The following is a 23083-nucleotide window of genomic DNA, read 5'->3' as shown; positions in this document are numbered from 1 at the left end:
GTTGCAAATCCCCGCTTGTTGGACGGTGCCGGCCAGATACGCCCTGCGCCGGCGTGACTGCCCTCACCATTGGGCTGGCTGGCGCCATTTCAAGCGTGCGATGTCGCCGGTTTTCGTTGAAATTGTCGTGCAAGGCGTGAATGCTTACGCGATCGACTTCCCGGCAGGCCGCAGGCAAGCGCATGGCGCAACAGTTCGAAACCGTCGGCATCCTGGCCAAGAAACACGACGATGGCGTACGCCAGACCCTGAAAAATCTGATCGCCGATCTGCAGGCGCGCGATAAGCGCGTGCTGCTGGACGACAGCCACGCCAGCGCACATGAACAGGTGGAAACCTGCCCGCGCGACCAGCTCGGCGAACGCTGCGATCTGGTGGTGGTGGTCGGTGGCGACGGCACGCTGCTGGATGCCGGGCGAGCGGCCGCTGCGTCCGGCACGCCGCTTCTGGGCGTCAACCTCGGCCGCCTGGGCTTCATGGTCGACGTACTGCCGGCCGACATGAGCGCCACGCTCGACGAGATCTTTGCCGGCGAGTACATCGCCGAATCCCGCCTCATGCTTGCAGCGCAAATCGAGCGCGCGGATGGCCAGTTGCAGCCCGATCTGTATCCGGCCATCAACGAATGCGTGATCCGCAACCAGGCCTTTGCCCGCGTGCTGGATTTCGACACCTATATGAACGGCGCCTTCATCAGCCACCACCGAGCCGACGGCATGGTCGTGGCCACGCCCACCGGCTCGACCGCCTATGCGCTATCCGGCGGCGGGCCGGTGCTGCATCCCGCGCTCAATGCGCTGGCGCTGGTCCCTATTTGTCCGCATACGCTCTCCGATCGGCCGCTGATCGTCGATGCCGATCACGAAATCGAAGTGCGCGTGGCCGATACGCTCGACGGCGCGGCGCTGTTCACCAGCGACGGCCAGGTCAGCCAGCCGCTGGGCGCGGGCGATTGCGTGCATATCCGGCGTGGCGAACACGATCTCAAGCTGATCCATCCGCGCGGCTACGATTACTTCAATATCCTGCGCAACAAGCTGCAGTGGGGCCGCGGTCAGAAACTGGCGTATTCCTGATGCTGGCTGAAATCACCATTCGCAATTTCGCGATCATCGACCGGCTGGATGTGGAGTTTGATACCGGCATGACCGTGCTGTCCGGCGAAACCGGCGCCGGCAAATCGATTCTGGTGGATGCGCTCAATCTGATTCTTGGCGATCGCGCCGATGCCCAGGCGGTACGCGAAGGCGCCGAACGCGCCGAGGTGAGCGCGCGCTTCGTGCTCGACGATGCCCCGACCGCGCGTGCGTGGCTGGCCGAACACGAGCTCGACGACGACAACGAATGCCTGATCCGGCGCGTGGTCGCCAGCGAAGGCCGCAGCCGCTGCTGGATCAACGGCACGCCCATGCCCGCACGCGAGCTGCGCGAGCTTGGCGAACGCCTGGTCGATATCCACGGCCAGCATGCGCATCAGTCGCTGTTGCGGCGAAGCGCGCAGCGCGATCTGCTCGATGAATACGGCGAGCACGCCAACGTACTCGCCGCCGTGGCCGAGGCCTCCGACAAACTGCGCGAAACGCGCGCAGCGATCGCGGCCATCGAACAGGTCGACGATGCCGGCGCCATGCGTATCGATCTGTTGCGCTACCAGGTCAGCGAACTCGAAGCGCTGGATCTGGGCGCGGACGAACTCGACGAACTGGAAGCCGAACACCGCCGTCTGGCCAGCGCCGAGCGGCTCATCGGCGATGGCCAGCGCGCGCTGACCCTGCTCTACGAAGCCGAAGAAGGCGCGGCGATGGACCAGCTCGGCAGCGCCGAGCGCCTGGTGGGCGACCTGGCCGAAATCGACGACGGCTTTGCGCCCATCCTCGAACTGGTCGCCAGTGCCCGCATCCAGGCGCAGGAGGCGGTCGATGCGCTGCGCCATCATGTCGACACCCTCGATATCGATCCGCAACGTTTTCAGGAAGTCGAACAACGTCTGGCCAGCATCCAGGACCTGGCCCGCAAGCATCATTGTGCGCCCGCCGATCTGCCGGCGCTGGCCACCCGCCTGGCCGAGGAACTCGACGCGCTCGAGGGTGCCGGCGCGCGTCTGGAAACGCTCAAGAAAGACGAAGCCCGCCAGACCGAGGCCTATCACGAAGCCGCTGCCGCGCTCAGCAAGAAACGCGTTGCCGCCGCCAAGCAGTTGGGCAAGGCCATTACCGACATCATCCGCTCGCTGGGCATGCCCGAGGGCGAGTTCAGCGTGCGCGTGGCCCCGCGTGCGCATACGCGCATCAGTGCCGAGGGCACAGACGAGATCGAATTCCTGATCGCGGCCAATCCGGGGCAGAGCGCGCGCCCGCTCGAACGCGTGGCTTCCGGCGGCGAGTTGTCGCGCATCAGCCTGGCGATCGAGGTGGTCGCGGCCACGCGTACCCGCGTGCCCACGCTGGTGTTCGACGAGGTCGATACCGGCATCGGCGGCGGTGTCGCCGAGATCGTGGGCCGCCAGCTGCGCGCGCTGGGCGCGGCCGGGCAGTCGCTGTGCGTAACCCATCTACCCCAGGTCGCTGCCCAGGCCGCCCACCATCTGCATGTAGCCAAACAGGTGCGCAACGGGCACACGTCCACGCGTATCACCTATCTCGATGCCGACACGCGGGTCGAGGAAGTCGCACGCATGCTCGGCGGCGTGGAACTCACCGCCCAGACCCGAGCGCATGCCGCCGACATGATCGAACGGGCGCGCGCTTGAATGGGCGTACTCAACGTGCAGCGCGCGCTGTTGCGCGTATCGACCCTGCCCGCGTTTGGCAGCTGCAAAAGCGCTGCCGTATGATGCCCCTCGCCAACTACGGGTCCAAGTCTATGAGAACAGTCGCCGTGCTCGTCATGCTGCTCATGCTCAGCGCATGCAGCCTACCGGTTTTCTTTCGTGTGCCGGTGGTGCAAGGCAATGTGGTGACGGCCAAGAACGTCAACCAGCTCGAACTCGGCATGACCAAGCGTCAGGTCGAATACGTGATGGGTACATCGCTGATCGACAGCAACTTCGAAAAGGACCGCTGGGACTACGTGTTCTATTACCGCGATCCGCGTGCGCATGTGCGCCAGAGCGAGTTGAACCTGTATTTCGTCGACGACAAGCTCGCCGAAATCGATGGCGACGAGGAATACACCACGCAGATCATGGACGACGAGCCCGTACCGTCGAGCGTGACCCCCGGCCCGGACAACGATCTGCCCGGCGCGGATGATCCGGATCGCTCGGAAGATCAGCCGCTGAGCGCGCCGCTACCCGGCACCTGAAGCGCCCTAGTCGCTGCGCTCGCCGCGCCGGCGGGCATCCACCTTCGCACGCCGACGCTGGCGCGGATCGGCCGTGAGCGGGCGATAGAGCTCGAGCCGATCCCCATGCTTGAGGGTCTGTTCGGCCTTGATCTTGCGCCCGTACACGCCCAGCGCCGGCAACGGGTGGCCCACACGCTCGCGATACACCCGATCCAGCCCGCTCGCGCGCAAGGCCTGTTCGGCAGTGGCCGGCGCTGTCAGGTGCACGGTCTTGCGCAGGCATTCACCCGGCAACGCCAGCACGACCTCGATTGCCACCGTTTCGCTCACGGGAACCACACGATTTCGATCAGTCGCAGCGCGCCCAGCGCATAGGCGAGCACCAGAACCAGCACGATCCGGGTGGGATAGCGCAGCAGCGCATGCCAGATGGCAAAGCCGGTCGCCCGGCTGTATTCGCCGGCGTGCTGCCAGGCGTCGACCAGACGCTTGCGGGCCAGTACCCGCCCCATGAGGATACACAGCAACAAGCCCGTCAATGGTCCGATCAGCTGGGCGGTGGCCAGCATCAGCCAGCCGAACAGGTTGTAGCCGAACACGGTCAGCCGATGCAGCATGCCGAAGGACAACAGCGCTACCAGCCCCAGCAATGCCAGTGCGACGCCCGCATACAGCGCCGAGCGCAGGCGGCTGTAGCCCGACCGATGCTGGACCAGCTGTACGACCGGCTCGAACAGCCCGATCGCGGTCGATAGACTCACCAGCGCGACCAATACGAACATGATCGGCGCCTGCCAGCTGCCAGCCAGCGCTACCGGCAACGTTTCGAACAGGCTCTGAATGCCCACATCCAGATTGGCCCCGCTGTCGCCGACGAACACCGCCAGCATGAACGCGCAGGCCAGCGAAACCGCCAGATCAATCAACAGAATGAGCAGCGACAGACGTACCACCGGCGTATCGCTGGGCAGATAGCTGCCAAAACACACCACCACGCCGGTACCCAGGCTCAGGGTGAAAAACGCCTGATAGAGCGCTTCGAACACGCCGCGCCAACTCAGCGCCGCGAAATCCACGGCGAATACCGCATGCAAGGCTGACGATGCACGCGCGTCCATGAGCGACGACACCACCAGCGCGGTCAGTGCCATGAGCATGCAGAACGCCAGCGTGCGCATGACCGGCTCCACGCCGCGGCGCAGACCGCGGGCCGCGGTTGCCGTGATCAGCGCGAAAAACAACAGCAGCCAGCCAAAGCCCCTTTCCGAATCGCGGGCGAAGGTCACGAACTGGGCATTCGCCGCGGCCACCGAACTGCCATCGAGCATGCCGGTCACGCCGCGCAGACTGTAGGCCAGACTCCAGGCCGCAACCACGCTGTAGGCCGCCAGCAGCAGGCCGGCCCCGAATACCGCGAGATAACCGCTCCAGATCCATACCCGCGAATGCGGCGTATTGCGTGTCCAGGCGGCGATCACCCCGGGCACATCTGCACGCGTGCCCCGCGCCATGAGCAGCTGCCCTGAAAACAGCGGCAGCCCCATGCTCAACAACGCGCCCACATACACCAGCAAAAATGCGCCCGCGCCGTAGTCCGACAACAGATACGGCAACCGCCAGAGATTACTCAGACTCACCACCGCCGCGATCATCGCGATCACGAAACGGGGCGACGACGACCACTGCGTGCGCTGGGCCAACGCCGCCATCAGTGCGCGGCGCCTTCGCTCGGGCGCACCGCCGCGATGGTGGTGCGCACACCGTACCCATACCTGCCGTGCAGGCTATCCCGCAATGGCGCTAACTTTGAGACGCGTGTGTGCAATGAATGATCGGCTGGCAAATCGTCCCCCGGTTACCTGCTTGCCCTGGCCCGCTATACTAAGGCCATGGCAAAGCAAAAAAACAGCAAACAGCCCAGTTCGACCATCGCGCTCAACAAGCGCGCGCGTCACGACTACTTCCTGGAAGAACGCCTGGAAGCCGGACTCGTGCTCGAAGGTTGGGAGGTCAAGGCACTGCGCGCCGGCAAGGGGCGCATCACCGAAGCCTATGTGCTGATCAAGGACGGCGAGGCGTTTCTGCTCGGCAGTCATATCCAGCCGCTGGAATCGGCCTCGACGCATGTGGTGGTGGATGCGACACGCACGCGCAAGCTGCTGCTGCACGACCGCGAACTGGCCACGCTCATCGGCGCGACCGAACAAAAAGGCTACACGGTCGTGCCGCTGGCAATGTACTGGAAGCGCGGCAAGGCCAAGCTCGAGATTGCGCTGGCCAAGGGCAAGGCCAACTACGACAAGCGCCAAACCAAGAAAGAAGCCGACTGGAATCGGCGCAAGGCCCAGATTCTGCGCACCTGATAACAGCCGGCTTGAATTTTCAGGCAGCGCCCGCACTTCGTTTGCTGTTACAATCTATCTGCCTTTTCGGGGGCGACATGGCTTCGACGCGGATGTCAAAACCCGAGGTGCATGCCGAGGTCGCAAATCAACCTCGTTAATCAATTTGCAACCTAAGCTAGTTGCGAACGACGACAACTACGCTCTAGCAGCTTAAAAGCCTGCTAGTGCCCGACCGGCAAGTGTCTGTACTTCCGGACCCGGGTATCGACTCTTACAGACTCGCGGCAAGGCCCCGCTTCGGGCCGACCCGTTAAGAGCAAACGAAGATACGCGCAGGTTTTCCCTTTTCGTCGGGTAACCTCGCGCCGACAATCAAAGACGAAATAAGCATGTAGACCCGAGGGTCGAGAATCCGCGGACGCGGGTTCGATTCCCGCCGCCTCCACCAATACGCCTGTTAAATCAGGCATGCAGGGCAGACCGAATGGTCTGCCCTTTTTCTTGCCCGGCGTCTGCCACCGAGACGGCCTGTTCGTTTTCGGTGAAACCATGCCTGCGTAGCCAGCGGCTGCGTTGAAAACAGCTGCCCCAAGCATGTTTTGGCGCCGGATTGATAGCGCGCCGGGCCACCACGCAAAAAGCCCACCATGCGCACCATGGCGGGCTTGCCGGCCACGCGGCTAGGAGATGCCCGTGGGCTTGAATACCGCTGCCGGCCGTCGGGGTTTTGTCACGCACGGCACTCGCCGACTAATCCGTGTCCGTCTATAGGGTTCGCACCCGGGCGACGGCAGCCCCGCTAAAATCCACAGACCCTCGGCGGGCCTGCCCACGTTACGCCACTACCGCGATCGCCGCGGGTACGGCGAACGCGGCGGTCGAATGAAATGCCAGAGTCCGCGCTCGGCCCTGGCGTCAATAGGTTGCCGAACGGCATGCGCACCGACGCGGGGCCACACCGCTGCAGACGATCGCGCCACGCCACACGACTTACCGCGTGGCGCCGGAACCGCTTCGCTTGGGCGAGCCGTTCGGCGCAAAGACCGCCGACACGCCTGCTGCCCGCGTTGGCGGCAAGCCGCATGTACGGCGGCCGAGATCCAGGATCTTTCATACGCCCTGCCTCTCGCTGAAATTCGAGTTGTCGAGCTGTCCCGCCGGTTGCGCGCTTATCGCGCAAGGGGTTCGCGCCGACGCCCGCACCGTCTCGCTTGTCATCTCGAAGCCGGCGTCACACCGCCCCGAAAGCTAAATGTAATCCTTTCACTTGATCGACGCCAACGGGCCGCTCGATATCCTATGCCCGCGCTGAACGCACTAAACCCCGCGCTCGATATTTACGCCCGGCTGAACGCAACACGATGGGCCGAGCGTGGCCGGTTTATGCGTTCCTGTGGGGCCTGCCGAAGAGCCTAGGTAAAGCGATGTCTTCACCACGGCGTTTCGCGGACATGACCTATGGGCATGGCATAGTTAGGCTTCGCCCGTGTTGTCTGGTTGCCGGCACGGGCCCCAAGCACGCCGTTCGTCAAACGACCTTTCCCGGATTCGATGACCGATACCAACGTCATTCTCTTTTTTGTCGGCCTGCTGCTTTTTCTGAGCGTGGTCGCGAGTTCGCTGTCGCGGTTCGGTCCACCGTTGCTGCTTATCTTTCTGATGGTCGGCATGCTGGCCGGCCAGGACGGCCCCGGCCAGATCGATTTCAACAACGTGCCACTGGCGTTTTTCATCGCCAATCTGGCCCTGGCCATCATCCTGCTCGACGGCGGGCTGCGCACCCATTTGCAGACATTTCGGGTGGCCCTGTGGCCGGCGCTATCGCTGGCGACCGTCGGGGTATTGATATCGGCCTCGCTGGCCGGCGCGTTCATCGCGTTCTGGCTGGATCTGGACTGGCGCTACGGCTTGCTGCTGGGTTCGATCGTGGCCAGCACCGACGCGGCCGCAGTGTTCTCGCAGCTGCGCAATTCCGGGGTCACGCTCAACCAGCGTGTGAGCGCGACACTGGAGATCGAATCCGGCACGAACGATCCGATGGCCATTTTCCTGGTCACGTTTTTGCTGGCTACCATCGATGCGAGCAAGGCGTTTTCGGCCTCGAGCATCTTCAGCGAGATCGCGGCCCAGTTCGGTATCGGCATTGCCGGCGGCCTGCTGCTGGGCTACGCCCTGTCGTTTCTGGCTGCGCGCATGCAACTGGTGGAAGGACTCTATGCCCTGCTGGTGGCCTCCGGCGGTTTGATGGCGTTCACCGCGATCAACCAGCTCGGGGGCAGCGGCTTTCTGGGGATTTATCTGGTTGGCCTGGTCGTGGGCAATCGGCGCAACCCGGCCACCGAGCATGTTTTTCGCGTCATGGACGGGCTGGCATGGCTGGCCCAGGCCGGGATGTTTTTGGTGCTCGGGCTGTTGGTAAACCCGCATCAGCTGTGGTCGCATGCCGGCTCGGCCGCGCTGGTGGCCCTGTTCCTGATGTTCGTCGCCCGTCCACTGGCGGTATGGCTGAGCCTGTTGCCCTTCAATTTTCCGTCCCGCGAACTGGGGTTCATTTCCTGGGTCGGCCTGCGCGGCGCGGTGCCGATCGTGCTGTCGCTGTTTCCGTTGATGGCCGAACTCGAAGGCGCACAGTTCCTGTTCGACATCACGTTCGCGGTGGTACTGGTTTCGCTGATCGTTCAGGGCAGTTCGCTGGCCTGGACGGCGCGCCAGCTCAAGCTACAGGTGCCCCAGGAGCCCGGCCCGGCGGCGAGCTTCGGCTTTCTGGGCCGGCGCGGACACAGCTATGTACTGCTGGCATTTCGTATCCAGCCGGCTTCGAGTCTGGCCGCCACCCAGGGGGAGGCCTTGCAACGCTTCGAGGGGCTACGCTGTATTGCGGTGACGCGATCGGCCCATTTACTCTTTCCCAAGGCGCATTTCGTATATGCCGTGGGCGATCTGCTCTACCTGGTCACGCCCGCCAAACACAGCGACGAACTCGGCAAACTTTTTCGCGGCGACACCAAGCATGCGCCCGAAGCGCGCCGTTTTTTCGGCAGCTTCACGCTGCGTGGCGATGCCGCGATGTCGGAGCTGGCCGTCGTCTACAACCTTGGCCTGTCCGAGCATCACTGGGAGCTGTCGATCGCCGACTATATGCGCCGTCGGCTCAAGCGTCGTCCGGTGGAAGGCGATGTGGTCGATGTCGACGGGCTGCGCCTGACGGTGCGTTCGCTGCACGCGGGCATCATCGAAACCGTGGGTCTGCAGCTACACGACGACAGCGAAGCCGAAACCGAGCCGAAGTCGGCCAAGCGCCGACCCAGCGCACCACCCGCCAAGGGCCGTTAAGGCCTCACGACTGCACAAGTGTGCGGGCGGCGGGCAAGGTCGCGCGCTGCGGTTTGGTATAGCTCAGTCGTGCGGCTGGCGCGGCCGATGAGCGCCGCCGAACCCGTGCCCCTGGGCCAGGCAGTAGGCCAGCCACTTGTTGAGCAACAGATTGCGCGGCCATTGCGTGGCGAGCACGTCTTCGTCGATTTCGGGCACGCCGGCGAGCGCGACATAGCGCGAGCGCGCATCGCAGGAAATGGCCTCGGCCAGCTGGGCGTCCTGATAGACACGCAGCAGCAAATCGGGGTCGGCATGCAGGTCCTCGCCTTCGCCGAACCAGTAGGTCAGATGCACCGTGGTCGTGTAGCGGCAACGCTCGACCACGCGCAGATACAACGTTGCGTCGGCGCCGCGCGATTCGGCCGACTCGAAAGGCAGGTCCAGCTCCGGAACCAGCCGCTCGAAGCGCCGATAATTGCTTTCGTAGAGGCCCATCAGGCCCGTAAAGCTGCGCGGCTGCGCCGAAGCCAGCCAGTGATTGCGTTGAAGTGTGGGCATCTGTCGGACTATACGGCAGGCATGGCGCTTTTCAAATCGGGGCGCGGCATGCGCGTGCGCGGCTTAGAAGGAACGGCGCCGGATATTCTTGTCCTGCATGATCATGGTGGCGATCTCTTCGATCGACTTGTTGGTCGTTTCCGAGTACGACAAGCCGTGGCGCTTGTACAGGCTTTCGGCCTGGCGCAGTTCATAGGACACCTGCGGCAAGGCCGCGTACTGGCTACCCTTGCGGCGTTCGCTACGAATCTGATGCAGGCGTTCGGCGTCGATCCACAGGCCGTAGAGCTTGTCCTTATGTTCGGCGAGCGCCGGCGGCAGCGTGCGCCGCTCCAGATCCTCTTCGGTGAGCGGATAGTTGGCCGCGTACACGCCGTGCTGCATGGCCAGATAGATACACACCGGCGTCTTGCCGCAGCGCGACGGGGCGATGAGGATCACCTGGGCCTTGCGGTAGCCGTTCTCGCCCACACCGTCATCGTGAGTGAGCGCATAGTTCATCGCATCGATACGCGATTCGTAGATATCTTCGTCGGCGATGCCATGGGCACGGCCTTCGCGATGGGTGGACTTGGTGTCCAGCGCGCCTTCCAGGGCCGGCACGAACTGATCGAACAGGTCCAGGAAGACCACGTTGCCTTCGCGCAGAATCTCGCGCACCTGTTCGCTGACCGTGGTCGAGAACACGATGGGTTTGAGTCCGCTCGCGGCACCGGTGTGCTCCATGTAGTCCAGCGCCGATCGCGCCTTGTCGGGCGTGTTGACGAACGGCAGTGTGGACTGGCGGAAAGAGCCTTCATCGAACTGGGTGAGCAACGTCGCGCCAAGGGTTTCGGCGGTAATGCCGGTGCGATCCGACAGGAAGAATATGGAGCGTTTGGGGGCATCGTTCGTGGTCATGAGCGCTATCGTGCACGAGCGTCGCAGCCACGCCTAGTGGTGGTGGGTCGTGCCGCCAGATTGTGCGCAATGCGTTTTTCGACCCGGCCGCGTGTTCGAATGTGTAAAATCGCGCTTTCGAACGTTTACCTGCGAGGACTCCATCTTGCAAAGCGAGCACGTGCTCTGGTTCAGCCAGCTGGGAATGAACGACGTCGAAACCGTCGGCGGCAAGAACGCATCGCTGGGCGAAATGATCAGCCATCTGGCCGATGCCGGCGTGAATGTGCCGGACGGCTTCGCCACCACCGCCGATGCCTATCGCCAGTTTCTTGCCCATGACGGCCTGGCGGATCGCATCAACGCCGCGCTCGACGCGCTCGACGTGGAGGATGTGGATGCACTCGCCGAAACCGGCGAGAAGATCCGTAACTGGGTGATCGACCACCCCTTCCCGCCCGAACTCGAAGCCGCGATCCGCGAATCGTTCGAAACGCTGTCGGGCGACAACCCGGACATTTCGGTGGCCGTGCGCTCGTCGGCGACCGCCGAGGATTTGCCGGATGCCTCGTTCGCGGGCCAGCAGGAAACCTTTCTCAATGTGCGCGGGCTCGACAACGTCATGCTCGCCATCAAGGACGTATTCGCCTCGCTGTTCAACGACCGCGCGATCTCCTATCGCGTACACAAGGGCTTCGAGCACAGCCAGGTCGCACTCTCGGCCGGCATCCAGCGCATGGTGCGTTCAGATACGGGCGCGTCGGGCGTGATGTTCACCATCGATACCGAATCCGGCTTCGACCAGGTGGTCTTCATCACCAGCTCCTGGGGCCTCGGCGAAGCCGTGGTCCAGGGCGCAGTCAACCCGGACGAATTCTATGTCTACAAGCCGAACGTGGACGCCAAGCGCCCGGCGATCCTGCGCCGGGTGAACGGCGGCAAGGCCGTAAAGATGGTCTATACCGCCGATCGCAGCCACGGCAAGACGACTGAATTCGTCGATGTCGAGGCCGCCGATCAGGCCAGGTTCTCGATTACCGATGCCGATGCCGAGGCCCTGGCGGCCCAGGCGTTGATCATCGAGCGCCATTACGGGCGCCCGATGGATATCGAATGGGGCAAGGACGGCGAAACCGGCGAACTGTATATCCTGCAGGCCCGCCCAGAGACGGTGAAGTCGAATAGCGGCGGCACGCTGGAACGCTATCAGCTGGATTCCGCCGGGCGCGAGGTGCTCGTCGAAGGCCGTTCGATCGGCCAGCGCGTGGGTGCCGGCAAGGTACGCAACGTCAAGTCCATCAAGGAAATGAACAAGGTCCAGGCCGGCGATATCCTGGTCACCGACATGACCGATCCGGACTGGGAGCCGGTCATGAAACGCGCCTCGGCGATCGTGACCAACCGCGGCGGGCGTACCTGTCACGCGGCGATCATCGCCCGCGAGCTGGGTATTCCGGCCGTGGTTGGCTCGGGCAATGCCACCGAGAAGCTCAGCGACGGCATGGCCGTGACCGTCTCCTGCGCCGAAGGCGATACGGGCTATGTCTATGACGGCGAGATCGACTTCAACGTCGACGAGGTCTCGCTCGACAAGATGCCCGAGATCGCGACGAAGATCATGATGAACGTGGGCAACCCCGAGCGCGCCTTCGACTTCGCCATGACCCCGAATGCCGGCGTGGGCCTGGCCCGGCTGGAATTCATCATCAACCGCCAGATCGGCGTGCATCCGCGCGCGCTGCTCGAATACGACGAGCAGCCCGACGATCTGAAAAAGACCATCGATGCGCATATCGCCGGCTATGCCAGCCCGGTGGAGTTCTATATCGATCGTCTGGTGGAAGGCATTGCCACGATCGCCGCGGCCTTCGCGCCCAAGCCGGTGATCGTGCGCCTGTCGGACTTCAAGTCCAACGAATACGCCAACCTGATCGGCGGCGAACGCTTCGAGCCGGACGAGGAAAATCCGATGATCGGCTGGCGCGGCGCCTCGCGCTATCTGGCCGAGGATTTCACCCCCTGCTTCGAACTCGAACTGGCTGCGGTCAAGCGCGTACGCGAGGACATGGGTCTGAAGAACGTCCAGATCATGATCCCGTTCGTACGTACGCTCGGCGAAGCCAAGGGCGTGACCGATCTGCTGGCCCAGCACGGCCTCAAGCGCGGCGAAGACGAGCTCAAGATCATCATGATGTGCGAGCTGCCCTCGAACGCGATTCTGGCCGATCAGTTCCTCGAGTATTTCGACGGCTTCTCGATCGGCTCCAACGACATGACCCAGCTGTCGCTGGGCCTGGATCGCGACTCGGGACTGATCTCGCATTTGTTCGACGAGCGCGACCCGGCGGTCAAGGTGATGCTGGAAAAAGCGATCGCGGCCTGCAAACGCAACAACAAATACGTGGGCATCTGTGGCCAGGGCCCGTCCGATTATCCGGATCTGGCCAAATGGCTACTCGAACAGCAGATCGAAAGCATGTCACTGAATCCGGATACCGTGGTCAGCACCTGGTTGTATCTGGCCGGCGAAAGCGTCTAGTCGCACGCCTGTCAGCCGCTTCGAGGAGATTGCATGACCGCCAAACTGCCGTTGTTCGTCGATGCCGAGGACCTGCGTGCGGTCATCGACGAACCGGACATCCAGATTGTGGCGGTCGACAGCGCCCGCGATTATGCCCAGGCGCATATTCCGGGCGCGCTACAGATCGCGGCGAGCGACTTCATCGCCAGCGCGCCGCCAGTCGCCGGCTTGTTGCCGGACAGCGAACGCCTGGCCGAGGTCTTTTCCGACGCCGGCCTGCGTAACGACGCCCATATCGTGGCCTACGATCGGGCCGGCGATGCCCAGGCCGCACGCCTGCTCTATACGCTGGATGCCATGGGCCATGGCGCGATCTCGCTGCTCGATGGTGGCCTGGCCGCCTGGCACCAGGCCGGCCTGGCGCTCGATGCCGGCCCACCCCAGGCGGGCGCGAGTTCATTCGCCGTCGAGCGCCAGGCTGATCGTATTGCCGATCGTGAATGGATCATGTCGCATCTGGATGACGACGACGTGGCGTTTCTCGACGTGCGCAGCGCCGCAGAATACGCCGGGGCGGATGTGCGCAGCGCGCGCGGCGGCCATATCCCGGGCGCGATCAATCTCGACTGGAACCTGCTCAAGGGCGATGACGGGCGGCTGCGCCCACGTAGCGAACTGCTACAACTCATCGCCGATCACGATATCGAAAGCGAGCGCGATATCGTCAATTATTGCCAGAGCCATATGCGCTCGTCCTATACCTATCTGGTGCTCAAATACCTCGGCTTCGACAAGGTCCGTGGCTACCCCGGAGCCTGGTCTGACTGGGGCAATGCCACCGATACCCCCGTCAACGACAGCCGCTAGCGCGTGGCCGATGCGAGGCCCGTGCGCAAACGCACGCAGCCCTGGCGCGTAGCGCCATTGCCATGACCACCGCCGCCACCGATCTGCGCCGCGGTGCACTCCTTGCCGTCGCCGGCGCGGGTGCGTTTGCCGTGGTCAGCGCCTGTGTAAAGCTTGTCGGCGGCGATCTGCCCAATCCCGTGGTGGTGTTCTTTCGCAACCTGTTCGCCCTGGTCGTGTTATTGCCCTGGCTGGCGCGGCGTGGGCCGAGCGCGGTGTCGATGCGTACCGCGCGCCCGGGCATGCACCTGCTACGGGCAGCAACCGGGCTCGGCGCGATGTATTGCTTTTTCTATGCCCTGTCGCAGATGCCATTGGCCAGCGCGGTGTTGCTCAATTACAGCCAGCCGCTGTTTCTACCGTTCATTGCCTGCCTGTGGCTGGGCGAGCGGCCGGCGGCGCGTATCTTTCCGGCGGTGCTGATCGGCTTTATCGGGGTTCTGCTCATCCTCAAGCCCGGTCTGGGCTGGCAGGGGCCGGCCGGGCTCGCGGGCCTGGCGGCCGGCATTCTCGCGGCCACATCCATGGCCGCGATCCGGCGCATGTCGGATACCGAGCCGACGGTACGTATCGTGATGTATTTCAGCGTGCTCGGCACCCTCGTATCGGCCATACCGGCGGCCCTGGCCTGGCAGACGCCTACAACCACGCAGTGGCTGGCGCTGGCGGGCGCCGGCAGTATCGCAACGGCTGGCCAGCTGCTGCTGACCCGAGCCTATAGCCTGGCGCCGGCGGCCCATATCGGCGCCTTAATCTATACGACGGTGCTGTTCGCGGCCCTGATCGGCTGGATCTTCTGGCAGGAAACGCCCGATTTGTTGAGCGCGCTCGGAGCGGCGTCGGTGATCTGTGCCGCGCTGATCGTGGTCGTCACGCGTCGGCAACGCGCCTAGTTTTCACTACGGGCATGCCATGAAACAGCCGCTTCTTACGTTAACCAATCGACTGATCGACCGAATCGCGGGCGGCTATCGCGGCCGGGTGAGTGATCATTTCGACGGCCGGCGTTTTCACAATGCACGCCCGAGCACCCACAGCGCGGGCGATCTGTTGCGCTGGTGGCGCAATCGCGAAAACCAGCCCTGGCAACGCGTTGAGCACTTCGCGCCGCCGCCCGCACCGCCGCAGCGGGTCGATGACGGTCTACGCATTACCTGGATCAACCACGCCACCGTACTTATCCAGACGGCTGGCCTGAACCTGCTCGCGGACCCGATCTTTTCCGAGCGCGCCAGCCCGCTGTCCTGGGCCGGCCCGCGCCGCTATCACCCACCGGGCGTTGCGTTCAACGATCTGCCGCCCATCGATATCGTGGCCATCAGTCACGCCCATTACGATCATCTCGACCGCGCGTCAGTGGCCCGCCTGGTCGCGCGTTTTGATCCGCATTTCGTCGTGCCGCTGGGTGTGGATGGCTATCTCGCGCGTTTCGGCGCGCAACGGATTACCTGCGGCGACTGGTGGCAGGATGTCGAATTGAACGATCGGCTGCGCCTGACCGTCACGCCAGCCCAACACTGGTCACGGCGCGGCCTGCTCGATCGCAACCGGAGCTTGTGGGCAGGCTTCTGGTTCGATACGCCGGCCGGCGCCGTCTATTTCGCCGGCGATACCGGCATGGGGCCGCATTTCGGCACCATTCGTGAACGCCTGGGTGCACCGCGCGTCGCCCTGTTGCCGATCGGCGCCTATGAGCCTCGCTGGTTCATGGCACAACAACATATGAATCCTGCCGATGCGGTCGACGCCCATCAGATTCTGGACGCTCAACAGAGCATCGGCATTCACTTTGCCACCTTCAAGCTGACCGACGAGGGCCAGGCAGAACCGGCCCGAGCACTGGCGCGCGCCCGCGATGCGGCCGGGCTGAACACAGACCGTTTTATCGTCCCGACATTCGGCCAGGCCTTGGCCATCGCGCCCGTCGCGCATAAGACCGGCTAGCCAGCCGGCAAGGCCCGCCGCCTGGCCCCGGGCCGCCCGGCGCTTACCGGCTGTGCGATGACTCGCCGATCGCTACCGCCCGCGATTGATGATGCAGTTGCCACTCGGCGAGCCATTCGCGCAGCTTGTCGATAGGCATCGGCCGGCCCATGTAGTAGCCCTGGATGATGTCGCAGCCCAGCTCACGCAGACGCACGCTCTGGTTTTCGTGCTCGATGCCCTCGGCAACCGCACGCAGACCCAGCGCATGGCCGAGTTCGATCGTGCCCTTGACGATGGCCAGGTCCGTATCGGACTCGAGCATGTCGGTCACGAACGAGCGATCGATCTTGATCTCGCTGGCCGGCAGACGTTTGAGATAGGTCAGCTGCGAATAGCCTGTGCCGAAATCGTCGATCGAAATATGGATGCCCATATTCGAGACGCGGGTGACCACATCCATGGTACGGCGCTGATCGGACATCAGCGTATCTTCGGTAATCTCGATGGTGAGCACTTCCGAGGGCACATCGTATTCGGCCAGCAGGGCCGCCAACACGTCCGGGAACTCCGGATCGAGCAGTGAGCGCGCCGACAGATTCACCGACACGCCGATCGACCAGCCTTCCTTGCGCAAGGCGGCGTTGTATTCCAAGGCGCGCCGCAGGACCCATTTCGACAGGTCGTGCATGAGCCCGGCGCGTTCGGCGCGGGGAATGAACTCGCCCGGCGGCAGGAAACCGCGACGCGGGTGCTGCCAGCGTACCAGCGCTTCCACCCCATGCACTTCGTCGGCCTGGATATCGATCAGCGGCTGCAGATACAGCACCAGCTGGTCCTCATCGATCGCCGCGCGCAGTTCGGCGCTGAGACTGTGCATTTCGGCGTCCTCGACCGGCAACGCCGTCTGCACCAGCTCGAAGCCGCCGCCGCCTGCCTTGGCGTGCTGCATGGCACCGTCCGCGGCATTGACCAGCCCATAGGAATCGGTGGCGTGATCGGGATACACCGCACCGCCGATACTTGCCGCCAGATTCAACGAGAGCTTGTCGAGGGTGCACGGCGGCGCGAGTACATCCTGTATACGCGCCGCCATGTCTTCGAGCACGCCATTGGAATGCAGCGTATCGATGGCCAGGCCAAAGCTGTCACCGCTCAGACGCGCAAGCACGGCGCCGGTGTTTTCCACCGCATTGGACAGCCGACGGGCCACGCTCTTGAGCACGCGATCGCCATTGGCCGCACCGAACTGGTCGTTGACTTCGGAGAACCCGTCGAGATCGAGCACGATCACGCCGACGCGGGTGCGATCCAGCTGTGCGGTTTGCAGGGCAGCGTCGAGCTGCTTGAGAAAATGGCCGCGGTTAGCCAGCCCGGTGAGCGCATCTTCCTGTTCGAGGCGACGGGCTTCGGCTTGCAGGGCGACTTTCTCGTTGTCGTCACCGGCACGCTTGCGTGGTCGCTGATTGTCGGTATCGCTCGAAAAGGTTGCGCCAAACCCTTGCCCCCAAAGGGCAAAGATAAAAGGAACCGCGTCCAGGGCAAGCAACATCGGATTATGCGTCTGCGCCGCATAGAGGCCGGCCGGGGTCAGCGGCAAACCGGTGAGCATCGCGGCCGCAATCGTGGCCACGAGCACGGCCACCAGTGCGATGGCAAATGCGTACAGCGCATAGCGCGAGATGCCGCCGCGAAAGATCGACGTCACCCGTGACATAAATTCGGCATTCGACTGCTGCAAAACACTCTCCCCCGGGGCGAGTCGTTCGACTCTAGCACCGGCAGCACTAAAAGATATCGCGATTCAACCCTATATATTCGCGCCAGCCTGTGTGGACGCTTACGGCCGGCCGCGCCCCAGCGGCACGCCAGCCGTATCGAGCGCATCGATCAGCGCCCTGAAGGCATTATCGGCAGCAACCGGCCTTCCCCGTACCCCAAATTCGATAGAACGCTTGCCACTGGCGTTGGGCAGGCAGGCAATTCGCACTTCGGGATGGGCATCCATGACCTGCTGCATGAGATCGATCAACGCGCTTTCCGGGGTGTCGAGCACTTCGACGAGCCGTTCGATATTGCGCTCTTCGCTTTGCAGATGCCGATAGTGGGTATCCAATACCCACTCGATCATCGGCCAGGCCATATTCGGGAAGCCCGGCACGAAATGATGGTGGCCGAAGGAGAATCCGGGCACCTGATTGACCGGGTTAGGGATCACGCGTGCGCCCACCGGCCATTCGACCATATGAATACGCTTGGGATAGGCCGCGTCGCCGAAGCGAGCTTCCAGCAGTGCCCGACCCTCGGCGTTGAATTCGAGCGCCACGCCGGCGGCCGCTGCGGCGCATTGGCGCGTCCGATCATCGGGCGTTGCGCCAATACCACCGAAACTGAACACGATATCGTTGCCCGCCATCGTTTCGCGCAGAGTCTGTTCGAGAAGGCCGGCATCGTCGCCCACCATACGTGCCCACGACAGTTCCATACCGCGCGCGTCGAGAATCTCGATAACGCGGGGCATATGCTTGTCGCTGCGCTTGCCGGACAGCAGCTCATCGCCAATCAGCACGATGCCGATTCGCTCCGGCGCAGAAGATGGCCTGTGATCCACTCGGTACGAAGCCTCTTGAATATTCGATAGATACAAACAAACAGGCCACGTAAAAACGTGGCCCGTTCGTATCACTTCATGTCATGCCGACATCAGGCCTCGGGCAGCCAGCCGGACTGCTCGATGGCACCGAAAATATCGGTTTCGGTGGTGATGCCCATCGGCTCGCCGTCCTTGCCCGCCACCAACAGACGACTGATGTTTTTCTCGGCGATGGTATTGGCCGCTTCCCGCAGATGCGTTTCCGGGGCGACGGTCACCACCGGACGCGAAGCAATCTCGCCAACGGTAATATCGGTCGGCGATTTACCTTCGCGCACGATCTTGGTGACGATATCGCGACGGGTCATGATGCCCCACTCGCCGGAATCGTTCGGCTCAACCACCAGCGAAGACACCTCGTTCTTGCGCATTTCGTGCATGGCGTCGTGCACGCTGGTCTCGTCGGTGACGGTAATCAGCGTACGCGTCATCACGTCCGATACGCTCGTGGGCGTACGGCCACTGGCGATCATCTCTTCCATGGGCTGCAGTAGACGACGGATTTCACGCTGCTTGCGCTCGCGGGCGAGTTTTTCGCTGCGCTGCTTGCGCTTGGTTTCCAGATCGATACCGCCGTTGATCTGCTCGATCAGCGCATCGGCGAATTCCTTGGTGCCGACTTCCGTGGCGCCTTCCATGTTGCGGGCGAAATCGTAGGTCACGATCTTGTCCGCGAGCACTTCCGGATAGGCCAGCGAAATCAGGTCGGCAGCTTCCTGCCAGCCGATGTATTCGAGCATGTTCACACCCGAGAACAGCAACGAACCCGGGTTGACCTTGTTCTTATCGGCGTACTTCGGCGCGGTGCCGTGGGTGGCCTCGAACACGGCGATGTTGTCCGACATGTTGGCACCGGGGGCGATGCCGATACCGCCGACCTCGGCCGCCGCGGCGTCCGAGAGATAGTCGCCGTTGAGGTTCATGGTGGCGAGCACGTCGAAATCGTCCGGACGCAGCAGCATGAGCTGGAAGATGATGTCGGCGATGCGATCCTTGATCACGATCTTGCCTTCCGGCTGACGACCGTTGTACTCGGAGTAGAGCTGATCCTCGGTAATCGTGCAGTGACCGAACTCTTCGCGGGCGACTTCATAACCCCAGGCACGGAACGCGCCTTCGGTGAATTTCATGATGTTGCCCTTGTGCACCAGGGTCACCGATTCGCGGCCGTTGTCGATCGCGTACTGGATGGCCTTGCGCACCAGGCGCTTGGTGCCGAATTCGGAAATGGGCTTGATGCCCAGGCCCGCGTCGTCGAAGAAGTCCGCCTTCATTTCCTCCTTGAGGAACTTGGCCAGCTTCTTGTTCTCGTCGGTACCGGACTGGTATTCGATACCGCAATAGACGTCTTCGGTGTTCTCGCGAAAGATCACCACGTCGACCTTGCCCGGGTCCTTGAGCGGCGACGGCACGCCGGTGTAGTGGCGTACCGGGCGCACGCAGGCATACAGATCCAGTTCCTGGCGCAGCGAGACGTTGAGCGAACGAAAGCCCTCGCCCACCGGCGTGGTCAGCGGGCCCTTGATGGCCACCCACAGATCCTTGATCGCTTCCAGGGTTTCGGCCGGGAAGTAGTCGCCGTCATAGACCTTGGCGGCCTTTTCGCCCATGAACAGCTCGGCCCAATGGATCTTGCGCTTGCCGCCATAGGCTTTTTCCACTGCGGCATCCCAGATGCGCAAACAAGCCTTGGTGATATCGGGGCCGATCCCGTCGCCCTCGACATAGCCGAGGATCGGGTTGTCCGGCACATTCATCTGATCGTTTTCGACGGTGATCTTCTGACCGTCTTCGGGCAAGCGTACGTGCTTGTAGGCCATTAGCCGCTACTCCTTGTGAATCATGTCGCGCAAAAACTTGCGCCGCCGGCAACAGCCGACGGCGCGAAAATTGTTCTCAGGCCTTGTTGGCCGCCTCTTCGAGCAGCGTCTTGAGCTCGCCGGACTGGAACATGTCGATCACGATATCCGAACCGCCCACGAGTTCGCCGTTGACGAACAGCTGCGGGATCGTCGGCCAGTTGGAATAGATCTTCACGCCCTGGCGATAGATCTCTTCGTCGTCGAATACGTTCACGGCCTTGAACGGTACGCCGCAGGCCTTGATCGCCTCGGCGCTGCGTGCCGAGAAGCCGCACTGCGGAAAGTCCGGCGTGCCTTTCATGTACAGCACGATCGGGTTGTTCTCGACCTCGTTCTTGATCACTTCCATTGCCTTGGCGCTCATGGCGTTATCCTCTGATTCGAAAAACTGTTGTATTGCGCCGATTATAACGCGCCTGTCGAGGCCTCGTTACGACGCCTCGCCATGGCCGCCTCCGCCGGCCGAAATCACCGTCAGGCGCTGCCCGGCACAGGCGATACCGGTGCATTTGGGTGCAATCGTTTCGCCGTCGAGACGATTCTCGCCGGGCGCGCCGTCGGCACCGCCCGCGCGTCCCCAAGGCGCATGCCGGCGACGTTCGGCAAGCACGGTGTAGCTGGCATCGTCGAGGAATTCGATCTCGCGGATCAGCCCGTCGCCGCCGTGCTGAGCACCCGCGCCACCGCTGTCGCGGCGCAAGGTATAGCGGCGCATGCGTAGCGGAAAATGGCGCTCGAGCACTTCCACCGGTGTATTCAGCGTATTGGTCATATGTGCCTGCACGCCGCTGGCGCCAGCATGGCTCGGACCGGCGCCAAGACCACCGCCCATGGTTTCGTAGTAGTCCCAAGGCGTGGCCGAATCATGCGAGCCGAGCGCGACGTTGTTCATGCTGCCGTGGCTGGCTGCCGGAATGCGCTCGCCGATGGCTTTGGCGAGCGCGCCGAGCACGGCATCGACCACGCGCTGGCTGGTTTCCACATTCCCCGCCGCCACGGCATGGGGTGCCCGGGCATTGAGCAGACAGCCCTCGGGCGCACTGATCTGAATATCGTCGAACGCGCCCGCACAGGCCGGTACCTGATCCGGCATCAGGCAACGAAAGACATATAGCGTGCCCGCCGCAGTGACCGAAAGCGGACAGTTGACGTTGCCGGCCGTCTGGTCGGCGCTACCGGCGAAATCCACCGCGATGCGGCCGTTGTCGATATCGATACGACAGGCAATGGCGAGATCGGTATTGCCCTGGCCATCGTCATCGAGCACATCGGTGAATTCGTAGCGGCCATCGGGCAGTTCGCGCAGGGCGCTCGCCGCCAGCGCACGGGCGTAGTCGTTGTATTCGCCCAGCTGTTTCTTGAATGCTGCTACGTCGGCGTCGCCGCCCTCGCCGATTAACGCCGACAAGCGCTTGAGCCCGATTCGGTTGGCCGCGATCTGAGCACTGAAATCGCCGCGCGCGATCGGCGGGTTGCGCAGATGTTCCAGCCAGCCGCCCAGCACCGATTCGTCGATCGCGTCATCGTCGACCAGCGCTACCGGCGCGATCACAAGCCCTTCTTCGTCGAGGTTCTTCGACAACGGCATGGAACCGGGCGAGTCGGCGCCAATATCGGCATGGTGCGCCCGGTTGGCCACGAACGCGACCAGTTCGTCGCCCACGAACAGCGGCGCAATCAGGGTGACGTCCGGCAGATGTGTGCCACCCAGATACGGATCGTTGAGCGCGATCATCTGCCCCGGCGCCCAGTCGCGCGCGGCCACGATATCGGCCATGGCATAGGCCATGCTGCCCAGATGCACCGGAATATGCGCGGCCTGCGCGCACAGCCGTCCCTGGGCGTCGAACACCGCGCAGGAGTAATCCAGGCGATCGCGGATATTGGGCGAAAACGCTGCCTGCGCCAGGCTCGCCCCCATCTCCTCACACACAGCCGTGATCCGGCTGGCAAAGATCGCCAGTTCGATGGCGTTGGCGGGCTTGGCGGTGACGCTTGTGTTCATACGCGCGAGTCTAGCAATGCCGCGAGCAAAGAGCAGAGATATCGCCGCACTGGCTGGGCGACCACCGCTGGGATATGTGCTCGCGCTTTGAAAAATGACGAACAAACCCTATATAACTAGTCGGCGTTGATTCACTCATCTCAATACAAGGGATACGTCATGGCATTCGAACTGCCCGATCTACCGTATGACTACGATGCGCTCGAACCGTATATCGACGGTCGTACGATGGAGATCCATTACGAGAAGCATCACAACGCTTATCTGACCAAATTCAAGAAGGCCATCGAAGGCACGGAACTCGAAGACCAGGATCTGGAAACGATCCTGTCGAAGGCCGGCCAGCACGGCCCGGGCGTGCGCAACCAGGGTGGCGGCTATTACAACCACATCCTGTTCTGGGACAGCATGTCCCCGTCCGGCGGCGGCAAGCCGACCGGCGGCCTGGGTACGGCCATCGACTCCAGCTTCGGCTCCTTCGATGCGTTCAAGGAAGAGTTCACGAACGCGGCCACCGGTCTGTTCGGTTCGGGCTTCGTATGGCTCGTGCCGCAGGGCAACCAGCTCAAGATCGTGTCCACCCAGAACCAGGACAACCCGATCATGGACGTCGTGTCCGAGTCCGGTAAGCCGGTCATGGGCCTGGACGTCTGGGAGCATGCCTTCTATCTGAAATACCAGAACCGCAAGCCCGAATACGTGGATGCCTGGTGGAACGTCGTCAACTGGGACGGCATCGCCAAGCGCTACGACGAGCAGGTCGACTAGAACGATCCGCAGTTTGCGCTAGAATACGGCCCCGTCGCGTTGCGGCGGGGTCGTTTTTCGTTT

19 protein-coding genes and 1 other RNA gene are annotated in these 23083 nt (G+C 63.1%); 11 read left to right on the top strand and 9 right to left on the bottom strand.

The window, feature by feature from the left end; translation table 11 throughout:
* Positions 1-182 precede the first annotated feature (182 nt).
* The 3 genes from S4A8_RS13475 to S4A8_RS13465 all read left to right on the top strand — a co-directional run bounded on the left by S4A8_RS13475 (position 183) and on the right by S4A8_RS13465 (position 3303).
* Complete coding sequence (locus S4A8_RS13475; protein ID WP_353220532.1) at positions 183-1076, top strand: NAD(+) kinase; 894 nt, start codon at positions 183-185, stop codon at positions 1074-1076.
* A complete protein-coding gene (recN, locus tag S4A8_RS13470) occupies positions 1076-2749 on the top strand; it encodes a DNA repair protein RecN (RefSeq protein ID WP_353220531.1) in 1674 nt (557 codons plus the stop codon). The genes S4A8_RS13475 and recN overlap by 1 nt, the downstream gene beginning before the upstream one ends.
* A 113-nt stretch (positions 2750-2862) precedes the next feature.
* A complete protein-coding gene (locus tag S4A8_RS13465; RefSeq protein ID WP_353220530.1) occupies positions 2863-3303 on the top strand; it encodes an outer membrane protein assembly factor BamE in 441 nt (146 codons plus the stop codon).
* 6 nt (positions 3304-3309) lie between these two features.
* On the opposite strand, the gene S4A8_RS13460 is transcribed toward S4A8_RS13465, so the two are convergent.
* Positions 3310-3615 carry an RnfH family protein gene (locus S4A8_RS13460; RefSeq protein WP_353220529.1) on the bottom strand — a complete coding sequence of 102 codons (306 nt, stop codon included), beginning with the start codon at positions 3613-3615 and terminating at the stop codon, positions 3310-3312.
* Positions 3612-4994: a sodium-dependent transporter gene (locus S4A8_RS13455; protein ID WP_353220528.1), complete on the bottom strand. Its 1383-nt coding sequence runs from the start codon at positions 4992-4994 to the stop codon at positions 3612-3614. Before S4A8_RS13455 ends, S4A8_RS13460 begins: the two co-directional genes overlap by 4 nt.
* A gap of 180 nt (positions 4995-5174) precedes the next feature.
* On the opposite strand from S4A8_RS13455, the gene smpB reads away from it, so the two are divergent.
* The 3 genes from smpB to S4A8_RS13440 all read left to right on the top strand — a co-directional run bounded on the left by smpB (position 5175) and on the right by S4A8_RS13440 (position 8963).
* On the top strand, positions 5175-5648 hold the full coding sequence (gene smpB, locus S4A8_RS13450; protein WP_353177857.1) for an SsrA-binding protein SmpB: 474 nt from the start codon (positions 5175-5177) through the stop codon (positions 5646-5648).
* Between the two features lie 68 nt (positions 5649-5716).
* Positions 5717-6078, top strand: a transfer-messenger RNA (tmRNA) gene (gene ssrA, locus S4A8_RS13445).
* A gap of 1103 nt (positions 6079-7181) precedes the next feature.
* Positions 7182-8963 carry a potassium/proton antiporter gene (locus S4A8_RS13440; RefSeq protein ID WP_353220527.1) on the top strand — a complete coding sequence of 594 codons (1782 nt, stop codon included), beginning with the start codon at positions 7182-7184 and terminating at the stop codon, positions 8961-8963.
* A gap of 63 nt (positions 8964-9026) precedes the next feature.
* Here S4A8_RS13440 and S4A8_RS13435 read toward each other — a convergent pair whose 3' ends face one another.
* Together S4A8_RS13435 and ppsR are read right to left on the bottom strand one after the other, a co-directional pair.
* Entirely contained in the window at positions 9027-9503 is a 477-nt protein-coding gene (locus S4A8_RS13435) for a DUF1249 domain-containing protein (RefSeq protein WP_353177854.1), read from the bottom strand.
* Positions 9504-9566: 63 nt separating this feature from the next.
* Positions 9567-10403 (bottom strand): posphoenolpyruvate synthetase regulatory kinase/phosphorylase PpsR, encoded by an 837-nt coding sequence (gene ppsR / locus S4A8_RS13430; RefSeq protein WP_353177852.1) that lies wholly within the window; start codon positions 10401-10403, stop codon positions 9567-9569.
* 145 nt (positions 10404-10548) lie between these two features.
* Here ppsR and ppsA point away from each other — a divergent pair, with 145 nt between their 5' ends.
* The 4 genes from ppsA (at position 10549) to S4A8_RS13410 (ending at position 15753) form a co-directional block, all read left to right on the top strand.
* Positions 10549-12921, top strand: coding sequence for a phosphoenolpyruvate synthase (gene ppsA, locus S4A8_RS13425; RefSeq protein WP_353220526.1), 2373 nt, complete (start codon positions 10549-10551; stop codon positions 12919-12921).
* Between the two features lie 33 nt (positions 12922-12954).
* Positions 12955-13770 carry a sulfurtransferase gene (locus tag S4A8_RS13420; RefSeq protein ID WP_353177849.1) on the top strand — a complete coding sequence of 272 codons (816 nt, stop codon included), beginning with the start codon at positions 12955-12957 and terminating at the stop codon, positions 13768-13770.
* Positions 13771-13832: 62 nt separating this feature from the next.
* The gene (locus S4A8_RS13415; RefSeq protein WP_353220525.1) at positions 13833-14702 is read left to right on the top strand and encodes a DMT family transporter; all 870 of its coding nucleotides are present in this window, start codon (positions 13833-13835) and stop codon (positions 14700-14702) included.
* Between the two features lie 19 nt (positions 14703-14721).
* The gene (locus tag S4A8_RS13410; protein ID WP_353220524.1) at positions 14722-15753 is read left to right on the top strand and encodes an MBL fold metallo-hydrolase; all 1032 of its coding nucleotides are present in this window, start codon (positions 14722-14724) and stop codon (positions 15751-15753) included.
* Positions 15754-15796: 43 nt separating this feature from the next.
* Here S4A8_RS13410 and S4A8_RS13405 read toward each other — a convergent pair whose 3' ends face one another.
* The 5 genes from S4A8_RS13405 to S4A8_RS13385 all read right to left on the bottom strand — a co-directional run bounded on the left by S4A8_RS13405 (position 15797) and on the right by S4A8_RS13385 (position 22252).
* Positions 15797-17473, bottom strand: coding sequence for a putative bifunctional diguanylate cyclase/phosphodiesterase (locus S4A8_RS13405; RefSeq protein ID WP_353220523.1), 1677 nt, complete (start codon positions 17471-17473; stop codon positions 15797-15799).
* Positions 17474-17572: 99 nt separating this feature from the next.
* A complete protein-coding gene (locus S4A8_RS13400) occupies positions 17573-18301 on the bottom strand; it encodes a competence/damage-inducible protein A (RefSeq protein WP_353220522.1) in 729 nt (242 codons plus the stop codon).
* A 134-nt stretch (positions 18302-18435) separates the two neighbouring features.
* Positions 18436-20205 carry an isocitrate dehydrogenase (NADP(+)) gene (gene icd, locus S4A8_RS13395; protein WP_353220521.1) on the bottom strand — a complete coding sequence of 590 codons (1770 nt, stop codon included), beginning with the start codon at positions 20203-20205 and terminating at the stop codon, positions 18436-18438.
* Between the two features lie 76 nt (positions 20206-20281).
* The gene (grxD, locus tag S4A8_RS13390) at positions 20282-20611 is read right to left on the bottom strand and encodes a Grx4 family monothiol glutaredoxin (RefSeq protein ID WP_353220520.1); all 330 of its coding nucleotides are present in this window, start codon (positions 20609-20611) and stop codon (positions 20282-20284) included.
* Positions 20612-20677: 66 nt separating this feature from the next.
* The gene (locus S4A8_RS13385; protein ID WP_353220519.1) at positions 20678-22252 is read right to left on the bottom strand and encodes a hydantoinase B/oxoprolinase family protein; all 1575 of its coding nucleotides are present in this window, start codon (positions 22250-22252) and stop codon (positions 20678-20680) included.
* Positions 22253-22411: 159 nt separating this feature from the next.
* Between S4A8_RS13385 and S4A8_RS13380 the strand changes: the two genes are divergently transcribed.
* Positions 22412-23020, top strand: a complete 609-nt coding sequence (locus S4A8_RS13380) for a superoxide dismutase (RefSeq protein WP_293627166.1) — start codon at positions 22412-22414, stop codon at positions 23018-23020.
* Positions 23021-23083: the final 63 nt, after the last annotated feature.

The organism is Salinisphaera sp. S4-8, assembly GCF_040361235.1.
Taxonomy (GTDB): domain Bacteria; phylum Pseudomonadota; class Gammaproteobacteria; order Nevskiales; family Salinisphaeraceae; genus Salinisphaera.
This window is presented reverse-complemented; position numbering and strand designations above follow the sequence as displayed.